Here is a 14584-nt window from a genome sequence, read left to right as displayed (position 1 = left end):
TCACGGTGAGGGATTCGGGTCGTCCGTCGAGTAGGTGAGCGTCGGAGCGCCGTTCGGCCATGCCACGTACGTGCGCACGGCCTCGCTCCTCGGATCCGAGATGCTCACGCCGACGCCGCTCGTCGTGAGGGCATCTGTCGCCTGACAGGTGCTGATCGGGCCTCCGGGGACGTTGTCCACGACGACGCACGTGACGCTGCCGCCGGCGGTCGTGCCTCCCCATACGAGGGTGCGATCGAGGTCGCCGAGCAGCCGGGGGGAGCCTTCATCCCACGTGTGCGTCTGACTGACCGATCGCAGGCTGGCCACATACGCCGCCGCGAGCGTCGTGCTCGGGGACGGCGTGGTGCCCGCCGTCTGCGAGGCGGCCACAGCTCCGGCCCCGGCCCCGACCGCACACGCGACCGCGACGATCGGGATCCCGACGAGCAGGACGGCGCGACGGCTCCACGTCCGGCGCGGCGAGCGCGGCGAGCGCGGTGCGGCCGGACCCGGGGCGTCGCCGGCCGAGGTCGACGACGGCGGGAGCGCCTGATCTGAGGATGCCGCCGCATCCGACGGCGCTGTGGCCGACGCAGTGCGAGCCGGGGGGGAATGGACCTGGCCGGACGATTCGCTCGCGGCGCGCGGGGCCGGGCTCACGGCAGACTCGTCGGGGATGGATGTCGATGCCGACGGTGCCGCCGACTCCGCGGGAAGCGGTGACGGCGCGGCATCCGCGCCCCTCGTCCGTGCGGTCTCCCCATCGGAGAGCGGGGCATGAGCGCGACTCTCCAGCTCGGCCAGCCGCGCCAGCCCGGCGGCATCGTCGGTCAGATCCGCGTCGGGGCCGAACGCCCTCGCGCGCAGAGCAGCGAGCTCCGCCACTTCGTCGTCGGTGAGCATGTGGCCATTCTGCCCACGCTCGGCGTGGCATGGACGTGTTCGGCGCCACGCCGACGCTCCGCAGGTCGGCGCTACACCGGCCGCCGCCCGACGCGACGCGAGGCGAGCACCGCACCGACCGCCGCGCCGCCCGCGGCGATCGCGAGCATTCGCCCTCGTCCAGTTTTTCCTTGACCGCGAATCTGAACTGAGTGTAGAATTCCGCACCGAGCCGGTGCTGTGGGGGCACCGACGCAGGCGGACCAGCCACGGACATATTCCGGATGTCGCCACCCGAAACTCGCGATGCACGGGCAGGGACCGCCGAGACTGGGGACCACACGCATTCGAGCGATCCCGCTCGCACACGTTCACACGCACCATCAACCTGCGCGGAGAGCATCTCCGCGCCGTCACTCGCTGCGCGCCGACCCGGTCGCCGACCATATCCGCATGCCGGTGGAAAGAAGCCGGCGCGCAGGGCGCATGACGCCCGGAAAGCGAGTTTCACCATGTCCACGCACGACCTCCCACCGGCGCGCCGGCGGGGGCTCATCTGTATCGGCGTCGTCAGCGCCTTCGCCGTCGCGTTCTTGACGCCCGGTGCCGCTGACGCCATCCTGACCGGCAGCACCTTCGAGGGCAACGACGGCAACATGGTCCACACCGGAACCAACACCGACTGGGACAACGTCGCCGGCCTCAACACCGGCATCGACAAAGCCTCGGGCTCGAGCGACAACGCGTTCGGTCAGGGCACCAAGGAGGACAACCCCGCCGTCACTGTCGTCAACGGCTCGATTCCCCCCAACAAGAACGACCTGACCCGCTTCTACGAGGCGTCGGAGCAGGTCTCGAACGGCGATATCTTCCTCTACCTCGCCTGGGAGCGCCTGGTCAACATCGGCAACGCGAACCTCGACTTCGAGATCAACCAGAAGACCACGACGGGGTTCACGGCGAACACGACGGGAGCCGTCACGCTCAACCGCACGGCGGGTGACCTGCTGGTCACGTACGACTTCGGCGGCAGCGGCACTCCGACGCTGGGTCTGAACACGTGGCTCACGGCCGCGCACGGCGACTCGGTCTCGAGCTGCTTCTCGGCGAACGCGCTGCCGTGCTGGGGCAACCACAAGACGCTCGGCTCGACGACCGCGGAAGGCGCGGTGAACACCGCGCAGATCGCGGAGCCGATCGCGGGGGGCAACCTGGGTGTCGGGCTGTTCGGCGAGGCGGCGATCAACCTGACGGCTGCCGGGGTCTTCCCCCCGGGGGTGTGCGAGGCGTTCGGGTCGGCGTTCATCAAGAGCCGCTCGTCGTCGTCGTTCACGGCCGAGGTGAAGGACTTCATCGCCCCGATCGGCGTGAACATCTCGAACTGCGGCAGCATCACGATCAACAAGGTCACGCAGAACGCTCCGGCCGGTGACACGACCACGTTCCCGTACACGACGTCGAATCTGACGCCTGCGTCCTTCAGCCTCGCAGGAGGCGGCCAGCGGGTCTTCCAGAACCTCGGCCAGGGTACCTACGGCGTCACCGAGGGCACCAACCCGACAGGGTGGGACTTCGTGAGCCTGACCTGCGATACCGCCGAGCAGATCACCGGCAAGGCGGTCTCGATCAGCCTCAGTCCGGGCCAGAACGTGACCTGCACGTACACGAACCACTACACGAACAGTCCGACGATCGCGACGACGCTGTCGGCGACCAGCGTGGATGTGGGCTCGACGGTGCATGACTCGGCCACGCTGAGCGGCGCCTCGGGGAACGCAGGGGGAACGGTGACATACACCGTGTACACCGACAGCGCGTGCTCGCTGGGCGCTCGGGATGCCGGCACGAAAGCCGTGACCAACGGCGTCGTGACCGACTCCAACGGCCTCGCGTTCAACAGCGTCGGAACGTTCTACTGGCAGGCGGTCTACTCGGGCGACGCGAACAACAACACCGCCACGAGCGCGTGCACGTCCGAGGTGCTGACGGTCAACCCGAAGCAGCCGAGTGTCTCCACCGCGCAGAGCCTGATCCCGAACGACTCGTTCACCCTGTCGGGCGGCTTCAACCCGACCGGTTCGATCACGTTCAACCTGTATGCGCCTGGCGACACCACCTGCACGGGCGCAGTGCAGTACACCGAGACCGTCCCCGTCGCGAGCGGGAACGGCACCTACTCCACCAGCAACACGTCCTTCGTGGCAAGCACTGAAGGGACTTGGCGTTGGGCTTCCAGCTACGGCGGGGACACCAACAACAAGTCCGCCACGTCGACCTGTGGCACGGAGCAGTTCACCATCCTGAACCACTGAGGGCGGTGAACGGTGGCCGGCACGTCGGCGAACGTGCCGGCCACCGGCGCGCTCCGCGTGCTCCGGCCGGCAGCGCCCGCCGGGCGTGAGGTTTCCCCGACCCGCGCCCGGCGGGTTTCCACGAAACCCTCTCAGGCGATGCCGCCCCCGTCGACGACGAGCGCCGACCCCGTGACGTAGGACGAATCGTCGCTCGCGAGCCACACGACGGCGGCCGCGATCTCGCTCGGCTGTCCCATGCGCTGCAGCGGCCGGTCGGCCGCCTCGGCGAGGAAGCCGGCCTGGTCCTGGCCGAGCTGCCGTGCCTCGTCGCGCAGCATCCCGGTGTCCACATCCCCCGGATTGACGGAGTTGACGCGGATGCCCTGCGGGCCGTGGTCGATGGCCAGGGCGCGGGTCATGTTGACGACGGCGCCCTTGGAGGCGCAGTACGAGATCGCCTGCCCGCCGCCCTTGAGGCCCCAGCCGGAGCCGGTGTTGACGATCGAGCCGCCGCCGGCGGCCGCCATGATGGGCACGACATGCTTGCACATGAGGAAGATCGCCCGGACGTTGACGCCGAACACGCGGTCCCACTCCTCGACGGAGGTCTCGACGGCGGTCGTGCGGCGGATGATGCCCGCGTTGTTGAACACGACATCGATGCCGCCGAACTGCGAGACGACCGCGGCGATGACGCGCTCGATGTCGGGCTCGCTCGAGACGTCGGCGGCGACGGCGATCGCGGTTCCGCCCGCCGCGCGGATCTCCTCCGCGACGGCCGCCGCGGCGTCCGCGTTCAGGTCGACGACGGCGACGGATGCGCCCTCGGCCGCGAACGCGAGCGACGTGGCGCGGCCGATGCCGCCCGCGCCTCCGGTGACGATGGCCTTCTTGCCTTCAAGACGCATGGTTCTCCTCCAGGAGTTCGGGTGCGTGGACAGGGTAGAGACTGGATGCGCCGACCCCGGTGACGACACGGACATACCCCGCGAGCGCGGCATCCACGTCCGGGTCGCCGGTGTCGACGAGCAGCGGCCGGCCGTGCAGGTCGATGAGCTTCGAGTCGGGTGCGACGACGATGAGCGGCTCGGGTCTCAGGGCACGCAGCACGCGCGCGGACAGCTGCTGGTTCCCGCGGCCGAGCAGGAAGCCCTGCCCGCCGATGACCGAGACGACGGCTTGGGCCGGACCCTGCGCGATCTCGGCGAGCAGCTGCTGCTCGGACGCGCCGGCGCACACGATGCGCCCGTCGAGCACGACGTCGACGCCGAGCGGCGTCTTCTCGACGCCGAGCGCGCGGGCAAGCTCGGCCATCGTGCCGCCGGGACCGAGGAGGTACCGCACACCGGGTCGCAGAAGGGATGCCGCCCCCCGCGCCGCGGTGGCCGCCGCATCCCGCTCGTCCACCGGGGTCGCCGCCTTGCGGGCCTGCGTGCGCCCGGCTCGGTAGGGCACCGGGAGCATGGCGTAGAGCCGCGGCTCGACACGGGCCCGCCGCATCGCGGCCTCGTCGATGTCGAGCACCTCCCGCTCCTGGACGGGAAGTCCCCCGTCGAGCCAGGCGGCGGCCAGCCCGCCCGCGGCCCGCGGGCTCACCGCGAACACCGGGGAGTACATCTTCACGCCCGCCGGAATGCCGAGCGCCGCGACCTCTTCATGCGGGATCAGTCCGGCAGCGACGTCACGGGCGGTGCCGTCGCCGCCGGCGAAGAGGATGAGGGTCGCCCCGGCCTCGGCGAGGGCCTGCGCGGCGGCACTCGTGTCCGCCGATGTCGTGGGTGAGCCGGGCGCGTAGACGACGGATGCCGACAGCCCGGCATCGCGCACGGCATCCTCCCCCATCGTCCCCGCCGCCGTCAGCACGGATGTGCCGGCCGGCAGCCCTGTGAGCGCGAGCGCAGCACGCTGCGACGCGCGGGCGGATGCCCCGCGCTCGAGCGCCGAGCGCTGCACGTCCGCGCCGTCGGAGCCGGCGAGCCCCGCGGGGCCGCCGACGCCGGCGACGGGATTGACGATGAGCCCGAGCATGCGCCTAGGCCGCGGCTCCGGCGAGGTCTGCCGGCGCCGAGAAGTCCGCCGGCGTCTCGCCGAAGTACTTCCGGCGATAGGCGCGCCACGTGATCGCCCAGCGCTCGGGGTCGTCGAGGTCGTCGTGGTGGGTGTGGTGCACGGTCTGGTTGTGCGGGGCTGTCCGCACGAGCTCCGGCGTCTCGCGCGCTTCGCGCGCGACCTGGGCCAGGGCGGAGACGTACTCGTCGATCTCGGCCTTCGAGTAGCACTCGGTCGGCTCGAGGGTGAACGGCTGCGGCACGACGTACGGGTGATGGCTCGTCCAGTAGTGGAAGCCGTAGTCGGCCATGCGGATGCCGATCTCCTCCGACGTGATGCCGGTCTGCTCGAACAGCTCCTGCCACGAGTAGCGCACCTGCTCGATGCGGCGACGCCCCGTCGCGTAGGGTGCGGACGCCCCGGGGATCTCGAGCACGCGCTGGAGCAGATAGTTGTTGTTGAGCACCGCGATCTGCGAGGCGGCCAGCATCCCCTCCGCGCCGAGCGCCATGATCCAGGCGTAGGCGCGCACCACGTGCAGGATGACGCCGTGCGCCGGCGCGACGTGCCCGATCGACAGGTCGCCCGCCTCGCGGACGACGAAGCGCCCGTCGACCCGCTCGACCCGCGGCCCGGGGAGGAACGGCTCGAGCGCAGCGCTGACGGCGTTGGCCGCGGCGCCCGGCCCGCCGGAGCCGTGCGGCGCCGAGAACGTCTTGTGGAGGTTGAACTGGCAGACGTCGAATCCGGCGTCCCGCGCGCGGGTGATGCCGAGGATGCCTGCGGCATTGGCCTGGTCGTACGATGCGAGCGCGCCCACGGCGTGCGCCGCTTCGACCCACTCCTGGATCGCCGGGTTGTAGATGCCGGTGTCCTCGGGGTTGGTGACCATGATCGCCGCGGTGCGCTCGGAGAGCGCGGCCTTCAGCGCGCCGAGGTCGGGGTAGCCGTCGGTGTCCGGGTGGATCGTGATGACCTTGTAGCCGGCGACCTTCGCCGCGGCCGCGTTCGACGGGTGGCTGAAGATCGTCGTGATGACCTCGTCGCGCTGCTCGCCCTCGCCGCGCGACGCGTGGTAGGCGCGGATCATCGCGATGTTGGTCCAGATGCCCGCCGAGCCCCCGGGCGATGCCAGGGAGACGGCATCCATCCCGGAGATCTCCGCCATCAGGCGCTCGAGCCGCCAGAGCATCTCCAACGCCCCCTGCGTGTCCGCCGGGTCCTGAGCCGGATGCAGCGCTCGCAGCTGCGGCACCTCGATCAGCTGGTCGTTGATCTTGGGCGAGTACTTGATGGTGCACGTGCCCTGGCCGATGTCGACGTTGAGGTCGGAGCCGAGGTTCTCCTGCGAGAGGCGCAGGTAGTGCTTCAGCACGCGCATCTGGGCGATCTCGGGCAGCGCCGGCGGCGCGGGACGCCGCATCCCCTCGGGAAGGGCTGCCACGACATCACCCACAGCCTCGCGCACCGAGGGCTCGACGGACGGGATCAGGATGCCGCGCTCGCCCGGCGTGGACAGCTCGAAGACGATCGGCTCGTCCCAGCTGGCCTGGTGGAAGCGGCGCGGACTCGGCTTGGGGGCGACGGGAAGGCTCATGCGGCCTGCTCCTCACGGGTGTTCAGCGCCGCGGCGATCGCGGCGGCGAGGCGGTCGATGTCGGCGGCGGAGGTCGTCTCGGTCACGCACACGAGGAGCGTGCTGTCGTCCACGACGACTCCGGGTTCGATGCCGTCGGCGCGCAGCGCCGCGACGAGGTCGGGGGCGGATGCCGAGGAGAACCGGACCGTGAACTCCCGCAGGTGCAGGGCGCCGTCGCCGAGGGCGACGCCCGGGATGGCGGAGAGCTCGCGCTGCGCGTAGCGGGTGCGGGCGAGCAGCAGCTCGCCGAGCTCGGCCATGCCCTGGGGACCCATGAGCGACAGGTGCACGCCGGCGGCGATGCCCCACAGCGCGGCGGCGGTTCCCACCCATTCCTTGCCGTCCTCGCGGTGCGCGAACGACGTGCGGTCGTACGCCACATCGCCGAAGCCGTACTCGCCCGGAACGTCCGTCGACTCCAGCCCGAACAGGCGCGAGGGCATCTCCATCACGAACCGGGGGTCGTCGTGCACCGCGATGAAGCCGGCGTGCGCGCCGCCGAACCACTGGTGCAGGCCGAGCGACTGGATGTCGCCCGTGACGATGTCGGCGCCGTGGAGCGCCGGGGGCGTCAGCACGCCGTACCCGATCGGGTCGGTGCCGACCACGACGACCGCGCCGACGGCGTGCGCTGCGTCGGAGATCTCCCGCAGCCGCGTCTCGACGGCGCCGGTGAAGCTCGGCGTCTCGACCCACACGGCCGCGACGTCGTCGCCGAGGCGCTCGCGCAGGGCCGCGACATCGGCGGTGCCGTCGACGGTCGGCACGACCTCGATCTCGAGTGCTGCACGAACGTAGTCGCGCACCTTCGAGTCCTTCTCGGGCAGCACGTCGCTGACGACGAGCACGCGGCCGCGGCCCGTGAGCCGGCCGGCCATGGAGAGCCCGGTGGCCGCGGCCTGATAGCCGTCGTACGTGGGGACGTTCACGACATCCATCGCCAGCAGCTCGGCCATGAGCGACTGGTACTCGAACAGCGCCTGGAAGCGGCCGTGGTCCTCGTAGGGCTCGCCGGCGTAGGCCGTGAGGAACTCGCTCCGACGGATCACCTCGTCCACGACCGCGGGCACATAGTGGTTGTAGGTGCCCGCACCGAGGAAGCTCAGACGCTCCTCGGTCGTGCGGTTCTGCGCGAGGATCCCCCGGACGTGGCGCGCCAGATCCTGCTCGGCCGGCAGCGGTGCCGGCACGTTCAGCGGGCGGTGCAGGCGCAGGTCGGCCGGGACGTCCGCATAGAACTCCGAGGCGCTTGCCGCCGCCACCGCGGCGAGCATCTCGGCCTTGACCTCGGGGGCTGTGTTGGGGATGTACGGATGGACGAACGGTTCGCTCACGGCAGTCTTTCTGGTGCGAGGGTGATGAACGGGGCGCTCTCGCCGCGCGGGGTCGCGAGGACGACGACGCCGAAGCGCTCGAGCGTGAGGGTCGGGGCGGTCGTGCCGCCGGTGATGAGGTCGTGTGCGCCGTCCGGCACCTCGACCGTCAGGGGCGTACGGCCGTGGTTGAGGACGAACGTGTAGTCGGTGTCGGCGTCGGAGCGGGTGACCGCCTCGAGATGGATGTCGACCCGCGCGCGGGCCGGCAGGCCTGCGCCGGCGAGCGCATCCCGCAGCACGGCGACGAGCCCGTCGTCGTCGAGCACGCAGCTGACATACCAGGCCGACCCCGCGCCGATCGCCCGCGAGGTGACGGCCGGGAGCCCGCCGAGCTCACCGCTCGCGTACGACCCGCGGACCTCGGTGCCCGGAAGGACCTCGATCCATTCGCCCCAGATCGGGCTGTCGTAGGCGTGCGAACCGTAGGCGACGATCTCGGCCAGGCCGTCGTCGACGGGCCACTGCTCGTCGACCTCGACCCCGAGGAGCTCCCGGAAGGGTCCGGGTGCGCCGCCCTCGTGCACCTTCTCGGTGTCGTCGACGACGCCGGAGAACGGCCCGACGACGACGGTGCCGCCGGCTTCGGCGAAGGCGGTGAGGGCTGCGGCCTGCTCGGCATCCGCGATGTAGAGGTTCGGGGCGACGACGACGTCGTACCCGTCGAACGGACCGGCGGCCTTGACGGCGTCGACCGGGTGTCCGAGCAGGTGCAGCGCGCGCTGCCACGCGCGGGCCTGCCGCGCCCAGTTCAGGCGCTGCGAGGGCAGCGACTCCACGGCGCTCGAGCCCCACCACGAGTCCCAGTCGACGACGAGCGCGACGCGCGAGCGGACGCGGGTGCCGCGCACGACCTCCAGGCGCTTCAGCTCGTGTCCGAGCGCCTTGGTCTCCTGGAACGACCGCGAGCGCTCGCCGCGGTGGCCGAGCATCGACGAGTGGAACTTCTCCTGGCCGTAGGCGGCCTGGCGCCACTGGAAGAACATCACGGCGTCGGATCCGTGCGCGACGGCCTGCAGGCTCTCGACCCGGATCTTGCCGGGCGCCTTCGGGACGTTGATGTCGCGCCAGCTCGTCGCACTCGCCGACGATTCGAGCAGCAGCCATGGCCGGCCGCCCTTCAGCGATCGCATGAGCCCGTAGTTCAGGGCGGCGCCCACGTGCGAGGTCGGGTCGGCGGGGTCGGGGTAGCCGTCGTCGGTCACGACGTCCTCGGCCGCGGCGAAATCCCAGTAGTCCAGGTCGCGGAACATGCTCATGAAGTTCGTCGTCACCGCGATGTCGGGCGTGACCTCGCGCAGGACGTCCACCTCGATCCGGAAGAGCTCGAGCATCGCGTCGGACGAGAAGCGCTCGAAGTCGAGGAGCTGCGTCGGGGTGATGGGCCCCGGCGCCTTCTTGGGCGTCTCGATGTGGTCCCACGATGTGTAGCGCTGTCCCCACACGTTCACGCCCCAGGCGTCGTTGAGCCCGTCGAGGTCGCCGTAGCGATCCCGCAGCCACCGGCGGAAGTGCGCGGCCGACTCGGGACACCAGCAGCGCGAGACGTGGTCGCCGTACTCGTTCGAGATGTGCCACATGGCGAGCCCCGGGTGGTCGCCGTAGCGCTCGGCCATCGCGCGGGCCATGCGGGCGACGTTCTGGCGCCACACCGGCGAGCTCGGGCAGTAGGCCTGCCGTGAGCCGAACTCGAGGCGGTGGCCGTCGGCATCCATCGGCATCATCTCGGGATGCGCCCGCAGCAGCCAGCTGGGCGGTGTCGCCGTCGCGGTCGCGAGGTCGATCGCGATGCCGTTCTCGTGGAGGAGATCCATGATGCGGTCGAGCCAGCCCCAGTCGTACACGCCGGGCTCGGGCTCGAGCTGCGGCCAGCTGAAGATCGGCAGGCTCACCATGTTCACGCCGGCATCGCGCATGAGGCGCATGTCCTCGGCCCAGACGTCCTCCGACCACTGGTCGGGGTTGTAGTCGCCGCCGAAGGCCAGCGCATCGATGCGCACGGCGCGGGGGGTGTCGGCCATGGGGCTCCTCTCCGAGTCGGGGGCTGTACAGAATCCCTGTTCAATGTATTCTGTATACATTAAGCGTAGGGCCGTCGCCGTCTCGGGTCAAGCTCTAGGCTGAAGCACCGACCAAGGGACTGACATGGCGATCGAACGCAAGAACCTCCGGTCGCAGGTGCGCGACGAACTGCTCGCGCGCATGCGGTCCGGGATCGTCCAGCCCGGCGAGGGCATCAACGAGGTGCAGCTCGCCGCGGAGCTCGGCGTCAGTCGCACGCCCCTGCGCGAGGCGCTCATCGCCCTCGAGAGCGAGGGCCAGATCGAGAGCGAGAACGGCAAGGGCTTCCGGTTCGTGCCGCTCAGCAAGCACGAGTTCGAGGACCTGGCTCCGATCATGGCGGCGCTGGAGGGCCTCGCGCTCGAGCTGAGCCCGGTGGACGAGCTGCAGGAGCTCGGGGCTCGTCTCGCGCGGCTCGCCGCCGACTTCGACCAGGAGGTCGTCGAGCACTCCCTCGTCATCTCCAAGGACGACGAGTGGCACTCGATCATGCTGTCCGCCTGCACCAACCGGCGCCTGCTGGCGCTCATCGAGAGCGTGCGCGGCGCATTCCACCGGTACGAGTCGCTGCTCGTGCCGAGCGACGCGGTGATCGAGCGCGTCGCCGCGGAGCACGCCGAGATCGCTCGCAACCTCGTCGCCGGCGACATCCCGGCCGCCGTCGCCGCCCTGCGCGTGAACTGGATGCACGGGATGCAGCGCATCCTCGACAACGCCTCGAGCGGGTACTTCACGGACTGACCCCCTGCGCGAGCACCCCTCAGCGGGAGAGCTGCACCGCGAGGTCGACGAAGAGCGCCGCCGACCAGCCGAAGGCCGTTGTCGCGGTCGGCGCCTTCTCGCCCGTGAGCGGGTTGAAGTACTCGTGCGGCCCGCCGCCGTGCTGCACCAGGGCCACGGTCTGCTCGACGAGAGCGCGCGCCCGTTCGGGATGACCGGATGCGGCGAGCCCCTCGGCGACGAGCACGTTCGTGTTGACCCACACCGGGCCGCGCCACATGCGGGTCGCGGAGAAGTCGGGATCGCCCGCTGCCACGGTCGGCAACCCCCACGGCGTGCCGTACCGCTGCGGGTCATCGAGTGCAGCCACGAGAGCGTCGACGACCTCGGCAGCCAGTCGGCCCGTGAGCAGCGGCATGAGGCCGGTGATCGCGTCCGACGTGACCGGTTCTCCTGCGGCCCGTGCCCGGAACGAGCGGGAACCGGCATCCCACATCTCCATCAGCTTCGCCGTCGTGCGCTCCGCACGCGCGAGGTGGGGCGCGGGATCGAACCCGAACTCCTCGCCGAAACGGGCCAGCTCGAGATCCTGGAGCACGAGATACGCACCGAGGTCGGGTGCCGTCGTCGGCAGGGGCCCGTCGAAGATGGGGCTGTCGTCGAGGCCCGACGAGTAGGGGTGGCCGTACTCGGGCATGCCGTCGTGATCGAGATCGGATGCGGCGAGCCACCAGTCCTGCGAGCGCCGGATGATCTCGAGCTGCGCTCGCGCCCACATCCGGGTCTCGTCGGTCAGCGGCTCGGCCTCGAGCACCTTGCGCAGCGCCCACGCCGACAGCGGAGGCTTGGTGAGCGGCACCGGCGCATCCGGCTGGGCGATGTGCGAGCCGGCGCGGCGCAGCCGGTCGCGGTCGGCCTGCGGCAGGTCGTCGCTCGAGGCGAGGACCCCCTCCTCGTGCACGACGTCCGGCAGCTGACCCGCAGCCGTGGGAAAGCGGAAGGCGATGTCCAGCTGCTCGCGGGCGAGTGCCGGGTCGCCGTGACGCAGACCGATCGCAATGAAGTAGGCGTCCCACTGCCACAGGCCGACGTAGCCGATCTTGGACGGCACGACGGCGCGGGCATCTCCGAGCCGGGGCAGAGACACGATGTTCGCCCCCAGCACCCACCAGCAGAACGCGGTCATCTCCTGGAGGTCGGCGCGAACGGCCGGGCACCTCGTGAACCAGTCGGCCCAGACGGCCGCCGACCTCGTCATCGCCTCCGGGTGGCCTGCCGCTCCGGCGACCTCGACGGACCGGTCCGGATGCACGTCGAACCGCAGCGCCGGGTCGAGCGGCGCGCGCCGCGTCTGCCCGTCCGGCGTGGTCCACTGCGCCGAGAGGCCGCGCTCTCCCGAGCCGACGGACAGCGCATCCGTCCCGTCGAAGACGAGCGTCGCCGCCCCGCCGCCGAGCTCCACAGCGTGCGGCTGCACGTCGGTGATCGCCAGCGCCGACCCCGCGGCATCCCGCACGATCAGCGAGTCGAGCACCCGGCACTCGTCGAGCCCCTTCTCGTACTCTGCGGTGTGCACGCGCACGCCTGGGCCGTCCGCCGCGCGGAACACCAGGATCCGCGACGAGGGGAGCGTGAACGGCGCGCGGACGAGATCGAGGTGCCTGCCGGCGAGCCGCGTGAGATCAGCCGGAGTCATCGGCCGCCGAGCCCCGAAGCCGCCATGCTGCTGATGATCCGCCGCTGGCCGATGATGAACACGATCAGCATCGGGATCGTCGAGATCGCCGACGCCGCCATCACGAGGCCGTAGTTCACCGAGCCGAACTGGCCCTGGAAGCTCTGCAGCAGCAGCGGCACCGTGAAGAGGTCCGGCGTGTTCAGCAGCACCAGCGGGAAGAGGAACGCGTTCCACACGTTGATCGCCGTGATGATGCTGAGCGCGGCGATGCCGGGCTTCAGGTTCGGCAGCACGACGCTCCAGAAGATCCGGAAGCGACCGGCGCCGTCGACGAGCGCCGCCTCTTCGAGCTCCTTGGGCAGCGAGAGCACGAACTGGCGCATGAGGAACACCGCGAACGGGTTCGCCAGCAGCGCCGGCACGATGAGCGAGAGGTGCGAGTCGACCCAGCCGAGCTTCGACATCAGCAGGTAGAACGGGATGAGCGTCACCTGCGCCGGGATCATCTGGGTCGCGAGGAACACGATGAACATCGCACGGGCGCCGCGGAAGCGGATGCGGGCGAACGCGTAGCCCGCCATCGATGCGGTGATGATCGTGCCGACGACCACGAGCACGGCGATGTAGATGCTGTTGACGTACGCCTGTGCGAACGGCACGTCGTTCCACGCGTCGACGTAGTTCTGGAAGGTGAACGGCTGCGGCAGGAGCGACAGCGGCGCCTTCAGCAGCTGCGGCAGCGTCTTGAACGACGTCAGGATCATCCAGATGAACGGGAAGACGAACAGCAGCCCGACGACGACGAGCACGACGTGCAGCAGGACGGCCCCGGTGCGGCGCTTCGCACGGGTGCGGCCGCCGCCCGGGCGCGGCGCGTGTCCGGGCGCGGTCAGCGCGATCGTCGATTCTGTCGCGGGCGCGGGGGGATTCATGATGCTCATGCCGGGTCGTCCTCGTAGTGCACGAACTTCTTCTGCGCGCCGAACTGGATCGCGGTGATGATGAGCGTCAGAACGAGCAGGATGATGGATGCCGCGCTCGACGGCCCGAACTCGAACCGGCCGAAGCCGAGGTCGTAGATCTGGTACACGATCGTGCGGGTCGCGTTGTCCGGTCCGGCGTTCTTCACGAGCACGTAGACCGTGTCGAAGGTCTGCAGCGACGAGATGAACGCGATCACCGACGAGAAGAACACGATCGGCGACAGGAGCGGCAGGCGGATGCTCCAGAACAGGCGCGTCGCGCCGGCTCCGTCGATGCGGGCCGCCTCGACGACCGCCGGCGAGATGTTCTGCAGCCCGGCGAGGAAGATGACGACGTTGAGGCCGAGCGACGACCAGATCGTGACGATGCAGACGGCCAGGAGAGCCAGGCGCGGGTCTTGCAGCCAGTCCGGCGGTGCGATGCCGAAGACCTTCGAGATGACGGTCGACAGAGCGCCGTCGGAGCGGAACATCTGCTGCCAGATCATCGCGACCGCCACCGTCGAGGTCACGACCGGGGCGAAGAACAGGATGAGATAGAGCGAGCGCGTCTTCAGCTTCTCGAGGGCGACCGCGATGACGACGGCCAGCCCGAGGCCGATCGGCACGGTGATGGCCGCGATGATCAGCGTGTTGGCGATGGACTTCCACAGCAGCGCATCCTGGAACTCCTTCGTGAAGTTCTGGAGGCCCACCCAGGTGAGCGTGCCGAGGCCGTCCCACTGGGCGAACGCGAGGACGAGGCTCGCCGCGAACGGGAGGACGACGAACAGCGTCATGCCGAGCAGCTGCGGGGCGACGAAGACGTAGCCCCACCGGCGGTCGCGGCGACGCCACGCCGCCTCTTTGCGCAGGAGTTGCGGCTCGCCGGGAGCTGCAAGCTCAGCCTGCAGCTCCCGCTCGCCCGCGGCGATCCCCGTCAT

11 protein-coding genes are annotated in these 14584 nt (G+C 70.4%); 2 read left to right on the top strand and 9 right to left on the bottom strand.

Going from position 1 to position 14584, the window contains the following annotated elements:
- Positions 1–885: a hypothetical protein gene (locus SM116_RS03020; protein ID WP_320942986.1), complete on the bottom strand. Its 885-nt coding sequence runs from the start codon at positions 883–885 to the stop codon at positions 1–3.
- Positions 886–1376: 491 nt separating this feature from the next.
- Between SM116_RS03020 and SM116_RS03015 the strand changes: the two genes are divergently transcribed.
- Positions 1377–3176 (top strand): hypothetical protein, encoded by a 1800-nt coding sequence (locus SM116_RS03015; RefSeq protein WP_320942985.1) that lies wholly within the window; start codon positions 1377–1379, stop codon positions 3174–3176.
- A 131-nt stretch (positions 3177–3307) separates the two neighbouring features.
- Here SM116_RS03015 and SM116_RS03010 read toward each other — a convergent pair whose 3' ends face one another.
- Genes SM116_RS03010 through SM116_RS02990 form a run of 5 tightly spaced genes read right to left on the bottom strand, consistent with a single transcriptional unit; the run spans position 3308 to position 10240 of the window.
- On the bottom strand, positions 3308–4066 hold the full coding sequence (locus tag SM116_RS03010) for an SDR family NAD(P)-dependent oxidoreductase (protein ID WP_320942984.1): 759 nt from the start codon (positions 4064–4066) through the stop codon (positions 3308–3310).
- Complete coding sequence (locus tag SM116_RS03005) at positions 4056–5186, bottom strand: ATP-NAD kinase family protein (RefSeq protein WP_320942983.1); 1131 nt, start codon at positions 5184–5186, stop codon at positions 4056–4058. The genes SM116_RS03010 and SM116_RS03005 overlap by 11 nt, the downstream gene beginning before the upstream one ends.
- Before the next feature lie 4 nt (positions 5187–5190).
- Complete coding sequence (gene gcvPB, locus SM116_RS03000; protein ID WP_320942982.1) at positions 5191–6804, bottom strand: aminomethyl-transferring glycine dehydrogenase subunit GcvPB; 1614 nt, start codon at positions 6802–6804, stop codon at positions 5191–5193.
- Complete coding sequence (gene gcvPA / locus SM116_RS02995; RefSeq protein ID WP_320942981.1) at positions 6801–8180, bottom strand: aminomethyl-transferring glycine dehydrogenase subunit GcvPA; 1380 nt, start codon at positions 8178–8180, stop codon at positions 6801–6803. The genes gcvPB and gcvPA overlap by 4 nt, the downstream gene beginning before the upstream one ends.
- Positions 8177–10240 (bottom strand): beta-galactosidase, encoded by a 2064-nt coding sequence (locus SM116_RS02990; RefSeq protein ID WP_320942980.1) that lies wholly within the window; start codon positions 10238–10240, stop codon positions 8177–8179. The genes gcvPA and SM116_RS02990 overlap by 4 nt, the downstream gene beginning before the upstream one ends.
- Before the next feature lie 124 nt (positions 10241–10364).
- Between SM116_RS02990 and SM116_RS02985 the strand changes: the two genes are divergently transcribed.
- Positions 10365–11021 (top strand): GntR family transcriptional regulator, encoded by a 657-nt coding sequence (locus SM116_RS02985; RefSeq protein ID WP_320942979.1) that lies wholly within the window; start codon positions 10365–10367, stop codon positions 11019–11021.
- A gap of 19 nt (positions 11022–11040) precedes the next feature.
- Here the strand turns inward: SM116_RS02985 and SM116_RS02980 are convergent, their stop codons facing one another.
- Genes SM116_RS02980 through SM116_RS02970 form a run of 3 tightly spaced genes read right to left on the bottom strand, consistent with a single transcriptional unit; the run spans position 11041 to position 14584 of the window.
- A complete protein-coding gene (locus tag SM116_RS02980; RefSeq protein ID WP_320942978.1) occupies positions 11041–12696 on the bottom strand; it encodes an amylo-alpha-1,6-glucosidase in 1656 nt (551 codons plus the stop codon).
- Complete coding sequence (locus tag SM116_RS02975) at positions 12693–13619, bottom strand: carbohydrate ABC transporter permease (protein WP_320942977.1); 927 nt, start codon at positions 13617–13619, stop codon at positions 12693–12695. The genes SM116_RS02980 and SM116_RS02975 overlap by 4 nt, the downstream gene beginning before the upstream one ends.
- On the bottom strand, positions 13616–14584 hold the full coding sequence (locus SM116_RS02970; protein ID WP_320942976.1) for a carbohydrate ABC transporter permease: 969 nt from the start codon (positions 14582–14584) through the stop codon (positions 13616–13618). The genes SM116_RS02975 and SM116_RS02970 overlap by 4 nt, the downstream gene beginning before the upstream one ends.

Origin of the sequence: Microbacterium rhizosphaerae (genome assembly GCF_034120055.1) — a bacterium.
In the GTDB taxonomy this organism is placed as follows: domain Bacteria; phylum Actinomycetota; class Actinomycetes; order Actinomycetales; family Microbacteriaceae; genus Microbacterium; species Microbacterium rhizosphaerae.
The sequence above is the reverse complement of the archived record's forward strand: the minus strand, read 5'-3'. Positions and strand labels throughout refer to the sequence as shown.